The sequence below is a fragment of the Leucobacter sp. Ag1 genome (genome assembly GCF_000980875.1).
GTDB lineage: Bacteria > Actinomycetota > Actinomycetes > Actinomycetales > Microbacteriaceae > Leucobacter > Leucobacter iarius.
This window is the reverse complement of sequence record NZ_LAYO01000110.1, coordinates 101175-116723: the sequence shown is the minus strand read 5'-3', so window position 1 is coordinate 116723 and position 15549 is coordinate 101175. Positions and strand designations below refer to the sequence as shown.

The window sequence follows — 15549 nt, the reverse complement described above, 5'->3', positions numbered from 1 at the left end:
GGTCGGGGTCGATGTGGGCGGCACCGTGTCTGCGCGCGATCGACGCGACCGCGCTGGTGCCTGAAGGTGTGTGCCCCCAGTCTATCGAAGCGCGATGATCGGGGTGCGGTGGAACCGCCGCGCCGCCTACCATTGCGGCATGATGCGTGACAGGGTCCGGTTCGAGGTGGCCGACGCGAGCCGGGGCGACGGCGCGGATGACGACTTCGACCCCGTGGCGGGCGAGCTGCAGGTCCGGATCTTCTGCGTGCTCGCCGGCAGCGTCGATGAGGTCGAGCTCACGGCGCGCGGAGCCGGGCTCGGAATGGGGCCGTTCGACCTGCTTCTCCCGGAGATCCGTCTGGTGGCGACGCGCGAGGCGCGCTCCGTGCCCGTCGCGAGGTGCATCTGCGGGACCTACGGCTGCGCCATGACCGACGCGGTCATCGTCCGCGACGGCGACGCGGTGCGCTGGGACTGGGAGCACGAGGCCCCGATAGACCGCCCGCTCGTGTTCGACGCGGCGCAGTACGACGCGGAGGTCGCCCGCATCGGCACGGATCGCTCCTGGGAACGTCGGGAGGACACTGCCGCGCGTCGGGTGCTGGAACTGGTCGATCACGAGCGGCTCGCCGCGTCCGGCATGCGGATCGAGTTCTCCGGGCCGCCGTGGGATCGGCCTGAGCGCTACGGGGTGTGCCTGCGGCTCGTCGAGTCGGGGGACCGCCAGTACCAGGTGTTCGTGTCCGTCCCGTGGAGCGGGGATCCGGAGCGCTCCGCGAGCGACGTGCGGGAGCTGCTCGCGGAGCCCCCGGCCGGGTGGGAGGCCGGGTATTCGGCGGTCACGATGAACGGGCCGGCTCGCCCGCAGGCCGCCGGAACCGCCTGGATCCAGGGAGGGTTCTAGCGGACCGATCCGGTCGCATCGGCATCGCCGCCCCGCCGCATCGCCGCCACGAGCGCGAGGTGCCCGTCGAGGCCCCCGCGGCTCGGTCCCGCCGCGATCCAGGATTGCACCGCGGAGAGCACGAGGGCGAGCGCGGTGTTGACGGTCAGGGCGACGCCGAGATCCTGCGGGTGGGCGTTCGTGCGTTCGGCGACGAAGGCGCGCAGCGACTCCGCGGCTCTGGTGACGCGGCGCGTCGCCGCGGCGAGGACCTCGTCGGGCGAGCCGATCGCCTCGAAGTGGTTGAGGATCCAGGGCACCCGGTCGGGGCCGAAGTTCCGGGCCATCTCGGTGAGCGCGGCCTCGATGGCAACGGCGGGCTCGGAATCGGAGGCGCCGAGCAGATCGGGCAGCCGATCGAGCTGCGCGTCGACGTCGCCCCAGAACACGTCGGCCTTGCTCGCGAAGTAGTTGAAGAAGGTGCCTCGGCTCACACCGGCGCGGCGCGCGATCTGATCGACGCTCGTGCGAGCGTATTCCTGCTCGAGGAACAGCTCGGACGCCGCCTCTTCGAGGACGGCGCGGCTGGAGGCTCGCGGCCGACCGCGAGCGGGGGTGCTGGGGGAGGCGTTCATCCCACCAGTATCCCGCGTCGAGCGGATTTGATGCCCCTTCAAGCGTATTCGCGTATCGTTTCAGGGGATCGAGTTGGGGGTGAACCGCATGGACGCCGATACAGCTTCGGACGCGGAGCTCGTGGACAAGCCCGAGGCGGACGCTTTCGCGCGGCGATTGCGCTTCTTCGTCCGCGGTCTGCTGATCACCCTCTATCTGCTCGCTGTGGCGTGGATCTGCACGACGATCTGGTGGTCGGAGATCTTCCGCGGGCTGGCTGCCTCCCAGGGGCCGAATTCCGGGCTGCGTCGTGCCGACGCCCGACAGTGGGTCGAGTACGTCGCCGCGAACGCCAGCAGCGCCGTCGATCTAGCGATCCTGGCCGCCGTCCTTGTCGCGGTCTCGAGCGTGCTGTGCGTGATCGCGGCCTGGCGCCGGTCCCGGATCTGGCTCAGTACGACGGTGCTCGGCGGCGCGGCACTGCTCGGCACGTTGGTATTCCTGGGAACGATGCAGGTGGCGACCTCGCAGCAAGCCGTGGGCACAGCCCTCGCGAACCTGGATGCCTCGTCACCTGAACGAGAGTCGGTGGCGTCTGGCGAGTCGAGTCCGGCACCTGTCGAAGCGCCGGTGCCCGGGGTCGGCGAGGCGCGCACGGAGATGGAGCGGATGATCATGGCGGTCGGAGCGAAGTCCGGCGAGGACCCGATCGAGACCGCGACCTGCGAGGCAGTCGGGACCGCGCCCGAGGGTGCGCGGGAGTCCGTCCGGTTCTCGGTCGCCGGTGACGAGGACGGCTGGGGGGCCGAGCGGGTGCTGCGCCAGTTCCGGGGAATCGGGTACTCCGTCGTCGATGGGATCCGGTCCGAGCGCTTCCTGCAGAATCCCGGACAGCCGCTGCTGGACCGAGTGTCGGTCAACGACCGCTCGACGATCGATGGGCAGGTCTGGATTACGCTCGAATCCCGTTGCTCGGATCCCGCGCGGTAGCCGTCCTCGCCTGCCTCAGTCGGCGAGCTGGATCGCGACGAGGGTCTCGTTCTCGGCCGGGTCCCCGCCCGGTTGCGGCTCCGTCAGGTACTGCTCCCACGCGAGGCCGGTCGCTTCGAGGCCCTGGGCTGCGGTCCACTCGAACAGGCGCTGATACGCCGGACCGATCTGCGAGTAATCGCCGCGCACCAGCAGCGTCGCGACCCGCCCGGCCGAGATGGTCTCGGCGGTGACCTCGCCGTCGCCGGTGAAGGGCTCCGCGACCGGCACCGCGACCGAGAGATCGAGGGTGCCGTCGGGGGAGCCGTGCACGACCCCCATCGGGGGTGCGCTCGGGGCGATGCCCGCCGCGCCGAGCGCGCCGAAGATCGCCGGATACGCGCGATCGTAGAGCGCGGGGACGTCCGCGAACGCGACGCGATCCCGGACGACCGCGAGGTGCTGCTCGGGCTGTTCGACGACGTTGGGCTGATCGGCGGGTGCGGACACTGGCGGCCTCCTGGGAATCGGCATCGACCTGGATGCTGCGATGCTATCCCGGCTCATCGCGATCCGGTAGAATCGAACGCACAGGCGTCGATCCGGCCATCACCGGGGAGCCTTCGGAAGAACGCTCGTGAGTGCTTCGGCGCGCGCGGTCCACTAGAACCGAACGGGAACGGCCCGTCACAGCCGAACGAAGAGGCCGAACCTCGCTGCTCGCAGCGCGGGTCGGCAAGCGGGGTGGTACCGCGGGAGCTGCGAAGCGCAGCGCTCGTCCCGGCGTCGGAACAGTGCACGTAGGCGACAGCAGCCGTACGCGCACGGACACGCACGAGGGCCCCGAACATGACGTATCCGAAGCAGTCGACCGGCGACGCCGCGCAGCAGCCGAACGGTGCAGCAGCCGAAGTATCGCCGTCCCCGCGACTTCCCGAGGTCGAGCAGCGCGTGCTCGCCTTCTGGAAGGCCGACGACACCTTCCGCGAGTCGATCCGGCGCCGCGAGGGCGAGGCCGAGTGGGTCTTCAACGACGGCCCGCCCTTCGCCAACGGTCTGCCGCACTACGGCCACCTGCTCACCGGCTACGCCAAGGACGTCTTCCCGCGCTTCCAGACGATGCGCGGCAAGAAGGTGGAGCGCCGCTTCGGCTGGGACACCCACGGCCTGCCCGCCGAGCTCGAGGCGATGAAGCAGCTCGGCATCACGGAGAAGCGCGAGATCGAGGAGATGGGCATCGCCGCGTTCAACGCGAAGGCCCGCGACGCCGTGCTGCAGTACACCCGCGAGTGGGAGGACTACGTCACCCGCCAGGCGCGCTGGGTCGACTTCGAGCACGGGTACAAGACCCTCGACCTCGGCTACATGGAGAGCGTGCTCTGGGCGTTCAAGCAGCTGCACGAGAAGGGCCTCGCCTACGAGGGATCCCGGATCCTGCCCTACTGCTGGCGCGACGAGACCCCGCTCTCGAACCACGAGCTGCGCATGGACGACGACGTCTACCAGATGCGCCAGGACCCCTCGGTGACCGTGACCTTCCCCTTCACGGGAGACCGCGCGGCCGAGCTCGGTCTCGACGGCGTGCGCGCGCTCGCATGGACGACGACGCCCTGGACCCTGCCCACCAACGCGGCCCTCGCGGTCGGACCCGAGATCTCCTACGCCGTCGTGCCCGCGGGCCCGGCGGGCGGCGCCGACGGCGGAGCGGCGGGCGAGGCCCGCTACCTGCTGGCGGTCGACCTCGTCGGCAACCACGCGAAGGATCTCGGCTACGAATCCGCCGAGGCCGTGAACGCGGCCGTCGAGCGCACCGTGCTCGGCGCGGAGCTTGCCGAGGTCGAATACGCGCGGCTCTTCGACTACTTCGCCGACGCCGAGGTGTGGGGCACCGAGCGTTACTGGCGCGTGCTCGTCGACGACTACGTCTCGACCAGCGACGGCACCGGCATCGTGCACCAGGCGCCCGCGTACGGCGAGGACGACCACCGCATCACCGCCGAAGCCGGCATGCCCGTCATCGTCTCCGTCGACGACGGGGGCCGCTTCATCAAGGCGGTCACCGACGTGGCCGGCGAGCTCTGGATGGACGCCAACCGCCCGCTGATCCGCCTGCTCAAGCAAGAGGGCCGCCTGCTGCGCGAGGCGAGCTACGAGCACTCCTACCCGCACTGCTGGCGCTGCCGGAACCCGCTGATCTACAAGGCGGTCTCCAGCTGGTTCGTGCGCGTGACCGACATCAAGCAGCGCATGCTGGAGGTCAACGAGGAGATCACCTGGGTCCCCGAGAACGTCAAGCACGGGCAGTTCGGCAAGTGGCTCGAGGGCGCCCGCGACTGGTCGATCAGCCGCAACCGCTACTGGGGCAGCCCGATCCCGGTGTGGAAGAGCGACGACCCCGAGTACCCGCGCGTCGACGTCTACGGCTCGCTCGCCGAGCTCGAGGCCGACTTCGGCGAGCTGCCGCGCAATGAGCAGGGCGAGGTCGACCTGCACCGCCCGTACATCGACTCCCTGACCCGGCCGAACCCCGACGATCCCACCGGCGCGAGCACCATGCGCCGGATCGAGGACGTGTTCGACGTCTGGTTCGACTCGGGCTCGATGCCGTTCGCGCAGGCGCACTACCCGTTCGAGAACCGCGAGTGGTTCGACACGCACCAGCCCGCCGACTTCATCGTCGAGTACATCGGGCAGACGCGCGGCTGGTTCTACCTGCAGCACGTGCTCGCGACCGCGCTCTTCGATCGCCCCGCGTTCAAGAACGTGATCAGCCACGGCATCGTGCTCGGCTCCGACGGCAACAAGATGTCGAAGTCGCTGCGCAACTACCCCGACGTGAACGAGGTCTTCGACCGCGACGGATCCGACGCGATGCGCTGGTTCCTCATGGCCTCGCCGGTGGTCCGCGGCGGCAACCTCGTCGTGACCGAAGAGGGGATCCGCGAGGGCGTGCGCCAGTTCATCCTGCCGCTGTGGAACTCGTACTACTTCTTCAGCCTCTATGCGAACGCGGACGGGATCGAGGCGGAGCGCCGCACCGACTCGAGCGATCCGCTGGACCGCTACATCCTGGCCAAGGCCGGACGCCTGGTGCGCGAGGTCGAGGCGCACCTCGACGGGCTCGACACGACGAGCGCGGCCGAGACCCTGCGCGACTTCGCCGAGACGCTGACCAACTGGTACGTGCGCCGCTCGCGCGACCGCTTCTGGGAGGGCACGAACGGCGAGAACGGCAAGGAGTCGAACCGCCAGGCCTTCGACACCCTGTTCACCGTGCTCGAGACCGTGGCACGCGTCGCGGCGCCGATGGCGCCCCTCGTCACCGAGGAGATCTGGCGCGGACTCACCGGCGGCCGCTCGGTGCACCTCGCGGACTGGCCGGACGCCGCGGAGTTCCCCGCGGACGACGAGCTGATCGTCGCGATGGACGAGGTCCGTCAGATCACCTCGCAGGCGCTCGCGCTGCGCAAGGCCCGTCGTCTGCGGGTCCGCCTGCCGCTCTCGGAGCTCACCGTCGTGAGCGCACGGCCGGAGGCTCTGGAGCCGTTCGCGGAGATCCTGCGCGAGGAACTCAACGTCAAGCGGGTCACGCTCGTCGAGCAGACCGCCGAGAGTGCGGCCGAGCACGGGATCGTGCACACGCTGGCCGTCAACGCCCGCGCCGCCGGCCCGCGCATCGGCAAGAACGTGCAGCAGGCGATCCGCGGTGCGAAGTCGGGCGACTGGTCCGAGACCGACGGCGTCGTCACCGCCGGCGGCATCGCGCTCGAGCCGGGGGAGTACGAGCTCACGCTCTCGGCCGGCGACGGCTCCGACGGGTCGACGGCGCTCGCGCTGCTCCAGGGCGGCGGCTTCGTGCTGCTGCGCACCGAGACGACGCCCGAGCTCGAGGCCGAGGGCATCGCACGCGACGCGATCCGCGCCGTGCAGGAGGCGCGCAAGAACGCCGGTCTCGACGTGAGCGATCGCATCGTGCTCGCGCTGAACGCGGAGCCCGCTCACGTGGACGCGCTCCGGACGCACGGCGGACTGATCGCCGCGGAGACGCTCGCGGCCGGCTTCGCGGTGCAGGAGGCGATCGGGATCGACGCGATCGTCGACGACATCCCGTCTCCCGGCGACGGCGTCTTCGTGACCGGCGCGAAGGCCCTCGGCACGGACAAGGCTCCGCTCATCATCACGATCGACACCACCGGGCTCGACGCGCCCGAAGAGGAGGACGCCCGATGAGCACCGCAGAAGAGGTCTATGACGCGCTGCTCGGCCGCGTGGGCGAGGCGAACCCCCGCCCGCGCATCGAGCCGGTGCGCCGACTCGCCGAGCTCGCGGGCTCGCCCCAGCTCTCGTTCCCCGTCGTGCAGATCGCCGGCACCAACGGCAAGACCTCGACGAGCCGCGCGGTGGAGTCGCTGCTGCGCGCGCACGGGCTGCGCACCGGGCTCTTCACGAGCCCGCACCTCGTCGACTTCACGGAGCGCTTCCAGGTCGACGGATCGCCGATCAGCGGACCGCGACTCGCCGAGGCGTGGAGCGAGCTGCAGCTGCCGCTCGAGGTCGTCGACGCCGAGCTCGAGGAGTCGGGCCAGGGTCCGATCACCTTCTTCGAGGCGCTCGCCGTGCTCGCGTTCACGGCCTTCGCCGACGCTCCGGTCGACGTCGCGGTGATCGAGGTCGGCATGGGCGGCGAGTGGGACGCGACGAACATCGTCGACGCGCAGGTCGCCGTATTCACGCCGATCGCGCTCGACCACACCGCGATCCTGGGCCCGGACATCGCGACCATCGCGCAGACCAAGGCCGGCATCATCAAGCCGGGCAGCACGGTCGTCTCGGCCGCGCAGGATCCGGCCGCGCTGGCGGCGATCGAGGCCGCCGCGGAGCGCACCGGTTCGCGCGTGCTCGTGCAGGGGCGCGACTTCCGCCTCGCCGACGACCGTCTCGCCGTCGGCGGACGTCAGATCGATGTCGTCGGTGCGACCGGCAATGCGTACGATCCGGCCTTCGTCCCGCTGTTCGGCGGACACCAGGCCGAGAACGTGGCGCTCGCCATCGCCGCCGTCGAGGCATTCCTCGGCGGCGAGCGACCGGTGCCCGAGGAGGTGCTCGACGAGGGGCTCGGACAGCTGACCTCGCCGGGCCGCCTGCAGCTGATCGGGACCGACCCGTCCGTGGTCGTCGATGCGGCGCACAACCCGCACGGCGCGGAGGCGCTCGCGCGAGCGTTCGTCGAGTCGTTCCGCTTCTCCGAGGTGGCACTGATCGTCGGCGTGCTCGGCGAGAAGGACGCCGCCGGCGTGCTCGCCGCGCTGGCCCCGCTCGCGTCGCGCGTGATCCTCACCACCGTGGATTCGCCCCGTGCCATCGACGCCGACCGGCTCGCCGAGCTGGCGGCGACCGCGCTGCCCGGCCTGCCGGTCGAGGTCGAGGAGCGCCTGCCCGACGCGCTCGACGCGGCTCGGGCCTGGGCGTCGACCGTCGAGGAGGGCGAGTCGCGCGGCGTCCTCGTCACCGGGTCGGTCATGCTCGCCGGCGAGGCCATCGCGTACTCGCGCGACGAGGGCTGGGGGATCGCATGAGCCCGCGCAAGGTCCGCGGCGCCTCCGCCGAGGACGGCGAGGAGCTCCAGCTGTCGCCGTCCGAGACGCTCGCGCACAACTCCGCCATGCGCGTCTCGGGTGCCCGCAGCGGTCGCCAGTCCACCCAGCGGGCGCTCGCCTCCATCGTGCTCGGCTTCGAGCTGATCATCGTGTTCCTCATGGGCATGACGGTGTTCGGGCTGTCACTGTTGGAACCACGGGAGCTCGGCATCTATATCGGCATCGGGCTGTGCCTGGTGATCGTCGTCGCGCTGGCGTGCATGCGCGGCGGGCTCGGGATCAAGCTCGGCTGGGCGGTGCACGCGCTCATGCTCGCCGTCGCCTTCATCATGCCGATGAGCCTGTTCGTGAGCCTCGTCTTCCTGGCCCTGTGGATCTTCTGCATGGTGCGGGGCGCGCAGATCGACCGGGACCGCGCCGCCTGGCTCGCCTCCCAAGGCGCACCGGAGTAGCCACCTCCGCTCACTACACTTGTTCCCCGTATTCCGTTCTGAACGAAGGAGACGCATGTCCGCAGAAGAGACCCTCATCCTGGTGAAGCCCGACGGCGTCGCCCGTGGCCTGACCGGTGAGATCCTGCGCCGCATCGAGGCGAAGGGGTACCGTCTGGTCGACCTCCGACTGGTGGACGCCGATCGCGAGCTGCTCGCCGCGCACTACGCCGAGCACGAGGGCAAGCCCTTCTACGAGCCCCTCATCGAGTTCATGAGCTCGGGCCCCACGGTCGCGATCCGCGCCGAGGGCCACCGGGTCATCGAGGGCTTCCGCTCGCTCGCGGGCACCACCGATCCGACCACGGCGGCACCCGGCACCATCCGCGGCGACCTCGGCCGCGACTGGGGCCTCAAAGTGCAGCAGAACCTCGTGCACGGGTCCGACTCGCCCGAGTCGGCCGCCCGCGAGCTCGCGCTCTGGTTCGCCTGAGTCGACCGCCGCTCCGCACGTCGAGCGCGCCCCTCTTCCTCCGTACGCGGAGCGGAGGCGGGCGCGTTCGCTTCGTCAGGAGGGCCTAGCCGAGCGCACGCTCGGCGAGCGCGAGCATCCGGCCGGCGGCGTCCCGCACGCCGAGCACTGAGGCGGCCGCGCTCATGCGCCGGCGCCGATCCGCGTCCTGCAGCAGCGGCACGATCCGTTCGTCCACCGCGTCCGGAGTGAGATCCGCGTCGGCGAGCAGCACGGCGCCGCCCGCCTCGACCGCGGCGCGGGCGTTGAGCGCCTGCTCGCCGTTCCCGACGGCGTAGGGCACGTAGACCGCCGGGATACCGAGTGCGCTGATCTCGCTCACGGTCGCCGCGCCCGAGCGGCACACGACCAGATCGGCGAGCGCGTACGCGAGGTCCATCCGATCGACATAGGGGACCACCGCGCGGGCGTCGGCGCTGCTCGCGCCCACCTCGTCGATCTTCTGCTCGCCGGTCACGTGCAGGAGCTGCCACCCCGCGGCGGCGATCGCGGGCCAGGACGCCGCGAAGGCGTCGTTGATCCGGCGCGCGCCGGTCGAGCCGCCGAACACCAGCAGCACCGGGCGGTGCGGATCGAGTCCGAAGACCTCGGCGGCTTCCGCGCGGGAGGCCGCGCGGTCGAGCGACGCGATCTCGGCGCGCAGCGGCATGCCGACGACCTCGGCACCGCGCAGCGGAGTCCCGGGGAAGACCGTGCCGACGGCTGCGGCGCGGCGGGCGCCCCAGACGTTGGCCAGCCCCGGCCGGACGTTCGCCTCGTGCACCGCGTAGGGCACGCGCTCCCGCCGGGCCGCGACGTAGGCCGGGGCCGAGACGTATCCGCCGAAGCCGATCAGCAGGTCGATGCGCTCTTCGCGCAGGAGTTCGCGCGTGAGTGCGACCGCGCGTCGGAATCGCGCCGGGAACCGTGCGGCGTGCAGATCGGGCCTGCGCGGGAACGGTACCCGCGGGATCGTGCGGAGCTCGTGCCCGCGCTGCGGGACCAGACGTGCTTCGAGCCCCTCCTCGGTGCCGAGGACGAGGACCGACGCCCCGGGATCGCGTTCTCGGATCCGGTCGGCGACCGCGAGCAGCGGTGAGACGTGGCCGGCGGTCCCGCCGCCGGCGAGCAGATAGCGGGTCATGGCGCCAGCCTATGAAGCGAGACGTACCGTCCGCGTATCGAAAGCGGCATAGGCTGCGGCAACATCGAACCCGCTTGACTGCTGCACATGCAGCCAACCGTCTCCGAACTCATCGTGCACGACGACGCGATCCGCGAGAACACCGCCGCGTTCGCGCGCCTGACCGGCGATCGGCTCATGGCCGTGCTGAAGGCCGACGCGTTCGGGCACGGCGCCATCGCGCACTCGGTGCTCGAGGCCGGCGCGAAGTCGATCGGCGTCACCTCGATCGATGAGGCCGTGGCGCTGCGCGATGGCGGCGTCGACGCGCCGATCCTCAGTTGGTTGAACACGCCCGAGGCGGACTTCGAGGAGGCGGTGCGGCGGCGTATCGACCTGGCGGTACCGAGCGTCGAACTGCTGGCGGCGGTGGTTCGCGGTGCGGTGCGCGCCGGGTCGCCCGCGCGGATCCACCTGCACATCGACGTCGGCATGGCCCGCGACGGCTGCGCCGCGGCCGACTGGGCACCGCTCTGCGCGCTCGCCCGCGAGGTCGAGGCGTCGGGCTCGGTGCGGGTGGTCGGGATCATGGGGCACATGTCGTGCGCCGACGACCCCGCGGACCCGCAGAACGCGCGCGAGCGGCTGGTGTTCGCGAACGCGATCCGGACCGCGTCGCGGCGCGGGCTGGCGCCGGCCGTGCCGCACCTCGCCGCGACGGCCGCGACGCTCACCGGTGCGGGCGGCGGGTTCGGCGTGCACCGGATCGGTGCGGGACTGTTCGGGATCGACCCGTCGGCGAGCACCGACCTCCTGAAGCCCGCGCTCACCCTCACCTCACGAGTGGTGTCCTCGCGCGAGGTGGGCGCCGGCACGGGTGTCGGCTACGGCCTCGACTTCGTCGCGTCGGATCGCACCCACCTCGCGCTGCTCCCCGTCGGCTACGGCGACGGGCTGCCCCGCGAGGCGTCCGGCCGCGCGGAGGTGCTCGTGCGCGGACGTCGGAGGCCGCTCGTCGGACGCTTCTCGATGGACATGGTCGTCGTCGACACGGGCGATGATCAGCTGCAGCCGGGCGAGCAGGTGACCGTGTTCGGTCCCGGTGCGGAGGGCGAACCCACCGTCGCCGAGTGGGCCGCCTGGGCGCGCACGATCCCGCACGAGATCGTGACCCGGCTCGGGAGCCGGATCCCGCGGATCCATCGCACCATCGAACCCTCGAACCACGCGCAAGGAGCAGCAGCATGACGCAGACCCCCACCACCCGAGTCGCCGTGATCGGCGGCGGGACCAGCGACGAGCACGAGGTGTCGATCGCCTCGGCGGCGTCCGTCGTCCGGGCTGTCGCGGCCCTCGGATTCGAAGCGGTTCCGCTCACGATCGCCCGGGACGGGCACTGGCTCGCCGAAGACGGGCAGCGGCTGCCGGCGCACGCGGCGCTCGGGCGCATCGCGGACTGCGATCTCGCGTTCCCGGTGCTGCACGGCGTCGACGGCGAGGACGGCGCGATCGCCGGGCTGCTGCGCATGGCCGGGATCCCGTTCGTCGGATCCCCGGTGCGGGCGGGCGCGCTCGGGATGGACAAGTGGGCGACGAAGCTCGTCGCGGACGACCTCGGCATCGCCACCTCCCGCGGCGCGCTGGCCGGCGGTTGGGCGGCGCCCGTCGGGGCCGCGTTCGCCTCGGAGTTCAGGCCGCCGTTCGTCGTGAAGCCGACCACCGGGGGATCGAGCAACGGGGTCTTCGTCGTCGCGGACCGCGCCGACCTCGTCGCGACCGTCGAGCAGGCCCGCGCCTACGGCGATACGGTGCTGGTCGAAGAATACGTGCGCGGCCGCGAGGTCGACATCGCCGTGTTCCGGGACGCGTCCGGTGGACTGCGAGTCGGATCGACCCTCGAGATCGGGGTGGTTCCCGGCGGGGTGTTCGACCGGGCCGAGAAATACGACGGAAGTGCGGAGTTCAGGATCCCCGCGTCGCTCGATCCGCGCGAGGAGGGCGCGATCCGGCAGGCCGCCGTGCTGCTCTACGAGGCGCTCGGCTGCGCCGGGGTCGCGCGCTTCGACTTCTTCGCGACCGACGACGGGGTGGTGCTGAACGAGGTCAACACCTCGCCGGGCATGACCGAGCAGTCGCAGGTGCCGCGCATGTACGCCGCGGTCGGGCTCGACTACGCGGGGCTGGTGGGGGAGCTGATCGCGGTGGTTCTGGAGGAGATCCGGCTTCGATAGGAGAGTTCGGGGACGATCCGTCCTTCTGAACCCGGATCTCCTTCGGAACCCGGGCAGGTCGCCCGAGCTAGAGCTTCCGCACCGCCTGGAACACGGTGACGGGGAGATCCGGGTTCTCGCCGGTGCCGTTGATCAGCACCGCGATGACGTGCTGCGTCGCGGGGTCGTACATGACGAGGCCCTGGAAGCCCAGTCCTGTGCCGGTGTGGCCGATCCAGTCCGAGATGCGGCCCATCGCGAAGCCGTAGTCGTCGTAGAGCGGGCTCGCCGGGTCGTCCGCGGTCGAGCCGAACTGCTCCAGGCGCCACCGCTGGGCGTCCTGCGAGACGAGCGACCCCGAACCCAGCGACCGTCCCCAGGTGGCGAGGTCGGCGGCGTTGCCGGTGAGCGCGCCCGCCGCTCCGAACCACCCGGGTGCGACCACGGGCAGCTGCTCGACGATCTTGCCGTCGGCGAGCTGGAATCCCGCCGCGTTCTCGCTCCCCGCGACGAAACCGGTGCGCACGCTCTCCAGCTTCAGCGGGCGCAGCAGACGCTGATCGACGGCCGTGGCCCAATCGTCCCCGGTGACCTTCCGGATCACCTCGCCGAGCAGCAGGGTGTTCGTGTTCGAGTACTCGTAGGCGGTGCCGGGCGCGACGGGCTTCACGGCGTAGGAGAGCGCGAGCAGCTCCGAGGTCTTCGGGTCGCGGGCCGGATCCTTGCTGAGCATCGCGCCGAGGCCGGGTTGCGCCGAGTAGTTCGCGAGCCCGGACCGCATGTCGCCGAGCTCGGCGATGGTGATCCGGTCGCCGTTCGGGACCCCGGCGACGTACTTCGACACCGGATCGTCGAGCGACAGCCGCTTCTCGTCGGCGAGCTGCAGGATCACCGTGCCCACGAACGACTTGGTGATGCTCCGGTAGGCGAAGCGCGTGTCCGCCGTCACCGGTTCACCGGGGGCGCGTTCGCCGAAGACCGCGGTCGCCGAGCCGCCGTCGGCATCGGTGACGACGACCGCGCCGCCGGGCACGCCCGAACCCGCCAGTGCGGACTCGAGCGCGGCCCGCAGACGATCTTCGCTCGGCAGCACTCCGGATCCCGATGCGGAGGACGTGGGCGGCGGATCGGCGGGCGCGCCGGAGCACGCGGCGAGCAGCAGGACGAGCACGAGCAGCGGGGTGCGTCCGAGACGCGAGGCGATCGACGTCATGGCCTCATCGAAGCACCTCGATGCCCCGTGCGCCAGCCCGAGTTCTCGCGCGGCGGCGGTCCGGAGCCGGGTGCGGCCGGGCAAGACCGTGCACGGCAGCCCGTGACAGCGGCGCGACAGCGCGGTGACAGCGGCCCCCGCGAGGCTTGCCGCATGACATCACTACTGAACGAATGGGCCGTCGAGGCCGATGGGCTCGTCAAGGTGTTCGGCGACAACCGGGCGGTCGACGGCGTCGACCTCCGCGTGGCCGCGGGATCCATCTACGGCGTGCTCGGCCCGAACGGCGCAGGCAAGACCACCACCATCAGCATGCTCGCGACGCTGCTCCGTCCCGACGGCGGCAGCGCCCGGGTATTCGGACACGACGTCGTCCGCGAGCCGCAGGTCGTGCGGCAGCTGATCGGCGTGACCGGCCAGTACGCGTCGGTCGACGAGACGCTGTCGGCCACCGAGAACCTGATCATCTTCGGACGCCTGCTCGGCCTCTCGCGGATCGAAGCCCGAGCGAAGGCCGTCGACCTGCTCGAGCGCTTCGGCCTGACCGAGGCGGCGAAGCGCCCCCTGAAGAAGTTCTCGGGCGGCATGCGCCGCCGGCTCGATCTCGCGGCCTCGCTCATCGCGCAGCCGCCGCTCATCTTCCTCGACGAACCCACCACCGGCCTCGACCCCCGCACCCGTGGGCAGATGTGGGACACGATCCGCGAGCTCGTCGCGACCGGATCGACCGTGCTGCTCACGACGCAGTACCTCGATGAGGCCGATCAGCTGGCCGACCGCATCGCCGTGATCGACCGCGGCCGTGTCGTCGCCGAGGGCACGCCGGACGAGCTGAAGAGCTCGGTTGGTACCTCATCGCTGCAGCTGCGCATCGGCGGACGCGACGGGGGAGCCGTGCTCGGATCCGACCTGGAGACCGCCGCACGCGCGATCCAGCGGGTGCTCGGCGTCACCGCGGCACCGTCGCCTGAAGGATCCCGCCTCACCGCACCCATGGCCGACGCGGACCGCGTCGCCGATCTGCTGATCACCCTTCGCGAGGAGGGGATCCCCCTCGTCGAGATGAGCGTGCAGAAGCCGACCCTCGACGAGGTCTTCCTCGCCATCACCGGGCACGATGCCGCCGACCAGGCGGAATCGGCCGCCGCCGAACTCCAGGAGGTCCGAGCATGAGCACCGCCACCCTCGAACGCATCGTCCCCGCCGCCGAGCGGGATCTCAAGAACCACACCAGCCTGAGCCAGTCCATCGCGAACACGTTCACGATGGCCTACCGCGGGCTCGTCAAGATCCGCCGCACGCCGGAGCAGCTCGTCGACGTCACGGTCCAGCCGATCATCTTCACGCTGATGTTCGCGTACATCTTCGGCGGTGCGATCTCCGGCGACGTGCAGAAGTACCTGCCGCTGCTGATCCCCGGGATCCTGGTGCAGACCGTGATCACGGGTTCGGTCGTCACCGGCACCCAGCTGCGCGAGGACATGGACAAGGGCGTGTTCGACCGGTTCCGCTCGCTCCCGATCGCGCGCATCGCCCCGCTCTCGGGGGCGCTGCTCGCGGATACGGTCCGCTACACGATCGCCACGACCATGACCTTCTTCGTCGGCTTTCTCATGGGCTACCGGCCCGGCGGCGGCCTCGGCGGGGTCGTGCTCGCCGGTCTGCTCGTGATCGCCTGCTCGTGGGCGATCAGCTGGATCTTCGCCTTCTTCGGTGTGATCGCCCGCACCGCGTCGAGCGTGCAGGGCATCTCGATGCTGATCCTGTTCCCGCTGACGTTCCTGTCGAACGCCTTCGTACCGGCGAACACCCTGCCCGACTGGCTGCGCTGGTTCGCCGACATCAACCCGGTGTCGCACCTCGTCACCGCGGTGCGCGACCTCGCGAACTCCGGCACGGTCGGTGCGGACCTCTGGGTGTCGCTGCTGGGAGCCGCGGTGATCGTCGTGATCTTCGCCCCGCTGACGGTGAGGGCCTACATGCGCAAAGCCTGAGCCGGGATCCGGCATTCCGGG

Annotated in this window: 14 protein-coding genes; 10 read left to right on the top strand and 4 right to left on the bottom strand. The window is 71.1% G+C overall.

What is annotated here, in order from left to right; genetic code table 11:
• Positions 1 to 139 precede the first annotated feature (139 nt).
• Positions 140 to 886, top strand: a complete 747-nt coding sequence (locus tag XM48_RS15370; protein ID WP_156175091.1) for a hypothetical protein — start codon at positions 140 to 142, stop codon at positions 884 to 886.
• Here XM48_RS15370 and XM48_RS17615 read toward each other — a convergent pair.
• Positions 883 to 1500 carry a TetR family transcriptional regulator gene (locus XM48_RS17615; RefSeq protein WP_046456712.1) on the bottom strand — a complete coding sequence of 206 codons (618 nt, stop codon included), beginning with the start codon at positions 1498 to 1500 and terminating at the stop codon, positions 883 to 885. The genes XM48_RS15370 and XM48_RS17615 overlap by 4 nt on opposite strands.
• An 88-nt stretch (positions 1501 to 1588) precedes the next feature.
• On the opposite strand from XM48_RS17615, the gene XM48_RS15360 reads away from it, so the two are divergent.
• Positions 1589 to 2470 carry a hypothetical protein gene (locus XM48_RS15360; protein WP_156175090.1) on the top strand — a complete coding sequence of 294 codons (882 nt, stop codon included), beginning with the start codon at positions 1589 to 1591 and terminating at the stop codon, positions 2468 to 2470.
• A gap of 15 nt (positions 2471 to 2485) precedes the next feature.
• On the opposite strand, the gene XM48_RS15355 is transcribed toward XM48_RS15360, so the two are convergent.
• Positions 2486 to 2959 (bottom strand): GyrI-like domain-containing protein, encoded by a 474-nt coding sequence (locus XM48_RS15355; protein ID WP_046456710.1) that lies wholly within the window; start codon positions 2957 to 2959, stop codon positions 2486 to 2488.
• Between the two features lie 339 nt (positions 2960 to 3298).
• On the opposite strand from XM48_RS15355, the gene ileS reads away from it, so the two are divergent.
• Genes ileS through ndk form a run of 4 tightly spaced genes read left to right on the top strand, consistent with a single transcriptional unit; the run spans position 3299 to position 8970 of the window.
• Positions 3299 to 6679 (top strand): isoleucine--tRNA ligase, encoded by a 3381-nt coding sequence (gene ileS / locus XM48_RS15350; RefSeq protein WP_046456709.1) that lies wholly within the window; start codon positions 3299 to 3301, stop codon positions 6677 to 6679.
• Positions 6676 to 8025 carry a folylpolyglutamate synthase/dihydrofolate synthase family protein gene (locus XM48_RS15345; protein ID WP_046456708.1) on the top strand — a complete coding sequence of 450 codons (1350 nt, stop codon included), beginning with the start codon at positions 6676 to 6678 and terminating at the stop codon, positions 8023 to 8025. The genes ileS and XM48_RS15345 overlap by 4 nt, the downstream gene beginning before the upstream one ends.
• Positions 8022 to 8498, top strand: coding sequence for a DUF4233 domain-containing protein (locus XM48_RS15340; RefSeq protein WP_046456707.1), 477 nt, complete (start codon positions 8022 to 8024; stop codon positions 8496 to 8498). Before XM48_RS15345 ends, XM48_RS15340 begins: the two co-directional genes overlap by 4 nt.
• A gap of 55 nt (positions 8499 to 8553) precedes the next feature.
• Positions 8554 to 8970, top strand: a complete 417-nt coding sequence (gene ndk, locus XM48_RS15335) for a nucleoside-diphosphate kinase (protein ID WP_046456706.1) — start codon at positions 8554 to 8556, stop codon at positions 8968 to 8970.
• 85 nt (positions 8971 to 9055) lie between these two features.
• Here the strand turns inward: ndk and murG are convergent, their stop codons facing one another.
• Positions 9056 to 10132 carry an undecaprenyldiphospho-muramoylpentapeptide beta-N-acetylglucosaminyltransferase gene (gene murG, locus XM48_RS15330; RefSeq protein WP_046456705.1) on the bottom strand — a complete coding sequence of 359 codons (1077 nt, stop codon included), beginning with the start codon at positions 10130 to 10132 and terminating at the stop codon, positions 9056 to 9058.
• An 87-nt stretch (positions 10133 to 10219) separates the two neighbouring features.
• On the opposite strand from murG, the gene alr reads away from it, so the two are divergent.
• Both alr and XM48_RS15320 read left to right on the top strand, forming a co-directional pair.
• Complete coding sequence (alr, locus tag XM48_RS15325) at positions 10220 to 11359, top strand: alanine racemase (protein ID WP_046456704.1); 1140 nt, start codon at positions 10220 to 10222, stop codon at positions 11357 to 11359.
• Complete coding sequence (locus XM48_RS15320; protein WP_046456703.1) at positions 11356 to 12342, top strand: D-alanine--D-alanine ligase; 987 nt, start codon at positions 11356 to 11358, stop codon at positions 12340 to 12342. Before alr ends, XM48_RS15320 begins: the two co-directional genes overlap by 4 nt.
• 67 nt (positions 12343 to 12409) lie before the next feature.
• Here the strand turns inward: XM48_RS15320 and XM48_RS15315 are convergent, their stop codons facing one another.
• Entirely contained in the window at positions 12410 to 13534 is a 1125-nt protein-coding gene (locus XM48_RS15315) for a serine hydrolase (protein ID WP_046456702.1), read from the bottom strand.
• A 153-nt stretch (positions 13535 to 13687) separates the two neighbouring features.
• Here XM48_RS15315 and XM48_RS15310 point away from each other — a divergent pair, with 153 nt between their 5' ends.
• Entirely contained in the window at positions 13688 to 14707 is a 1020-nt protein-coding gene (locus XM48_RS15310) for an ATP-binding cassette domain-containing protein (protein ID WP_046456701.1), read from the top strand.
• On the top strand, positions 14704 to 15528 hold the full coding sequence (locus tag XM48_RS15305) for an ABC transporter permease (protein WP_046456700.1): 825 nt from the start codon (positions 14704 to 14706) through the stop codon (positions 15526 to 15528). Before XM48_RS15310 ends, XM48_RS15305 begins: the two co-directional genes overlap by 4 nt.
• Positions 15529 to 15549: the final 21 nt, after the last annotated feature.

Bases quoted from the DNA above. Each gene is read 5' to 3' on its own strand.
- XM48_RS15370 (WP_156175091.1), top strand. From the start codon at position 140: ATGATGCGTGACAGGGTCCGGTTCGAGGTGGCCGACGCGAGCCGGGGC.
- XM48_RS17615 (WP_046456712.1), bottom strand. From the start codon at position 1,500: ATGAACGCCTCCCCCAGCACCCCCGCTCGCGGTCGGCCGCGAGCCTCC.
- XM48_RS15360 (WP_156175090.1), top strand. From the start codon at position 1,589: ATGGACGCCGATACAGCTTCGGACGCGGAGCTCGTGGACAAGCCCGAG.
- ileS (WP_046456709.1), top strand. From the start codon at position 3,299: ATGACGTATCCGAAGCAGTCGACCGGCGACGCCGCGCAGCAGCCGAAC.
- XM48_RS15345 (WP_046456708.1), top strand. From the start codon at position 6,676: ATGAGCACCGCAGAAGAGGTCTATGACGCGCTGCTCGGCCGCGTGGGC.
- XM48_RS15340 (WP_046456707.1), top strand. From the start codon at position 8,022: ATGAGCCCGCGCAAGGTCCGCGGCGCCTCCGCCGAGGACGGCGAGGAG.
- ndk (WP_046456706.1), top strand. From the start codon at position 8,554: ATGTCCGCAGAAGAGACCCTCATCCTGGTGAAGCCCGACGGCGTCGCC.
- murG (WP_046456705.1), bottom strand. From the start codon at position 10,132: ATGACCCGCTATCTGCTCGCCGGCGGCGGGACCGCCGGCCACGTCTCA.
- alr (WP_046456704.1), top strand. From the start codon at position 10,220: ATGCAGCCAACCGTCTCCGAACTCATCGTGCACGACGACGCGATCCGC.
- XM48_RS15320 (WP_046456703.1), top strand. From the start codon at position 11,356: ATGACGCAGACCCCCACCACCCGAGTCGCCGTGATCGGCGGCGGGACC.
- XM48_RS15315 (WP_046456702.1), bottom strand. From the start codon at position 13,534: ATGACGTCGATCGCCTCGCGTCTCGGACGCACCCCGCTGCTCGTGCTC.
- XM48_RS15310 (WP_046456701.1), top strand. From the start codon at position 13,688: ATGACATCACTACTGAACGAATGGGCCGTCGAGGCCGATGGGCTCGTC.
- XM48_RS15305 (WP_046456700.1), top strand. From the start codon at position 14,704: ATGAGCACCGCCACCCTCGAACGCATCGTCCCCGCCGCCGAGCGGGAT.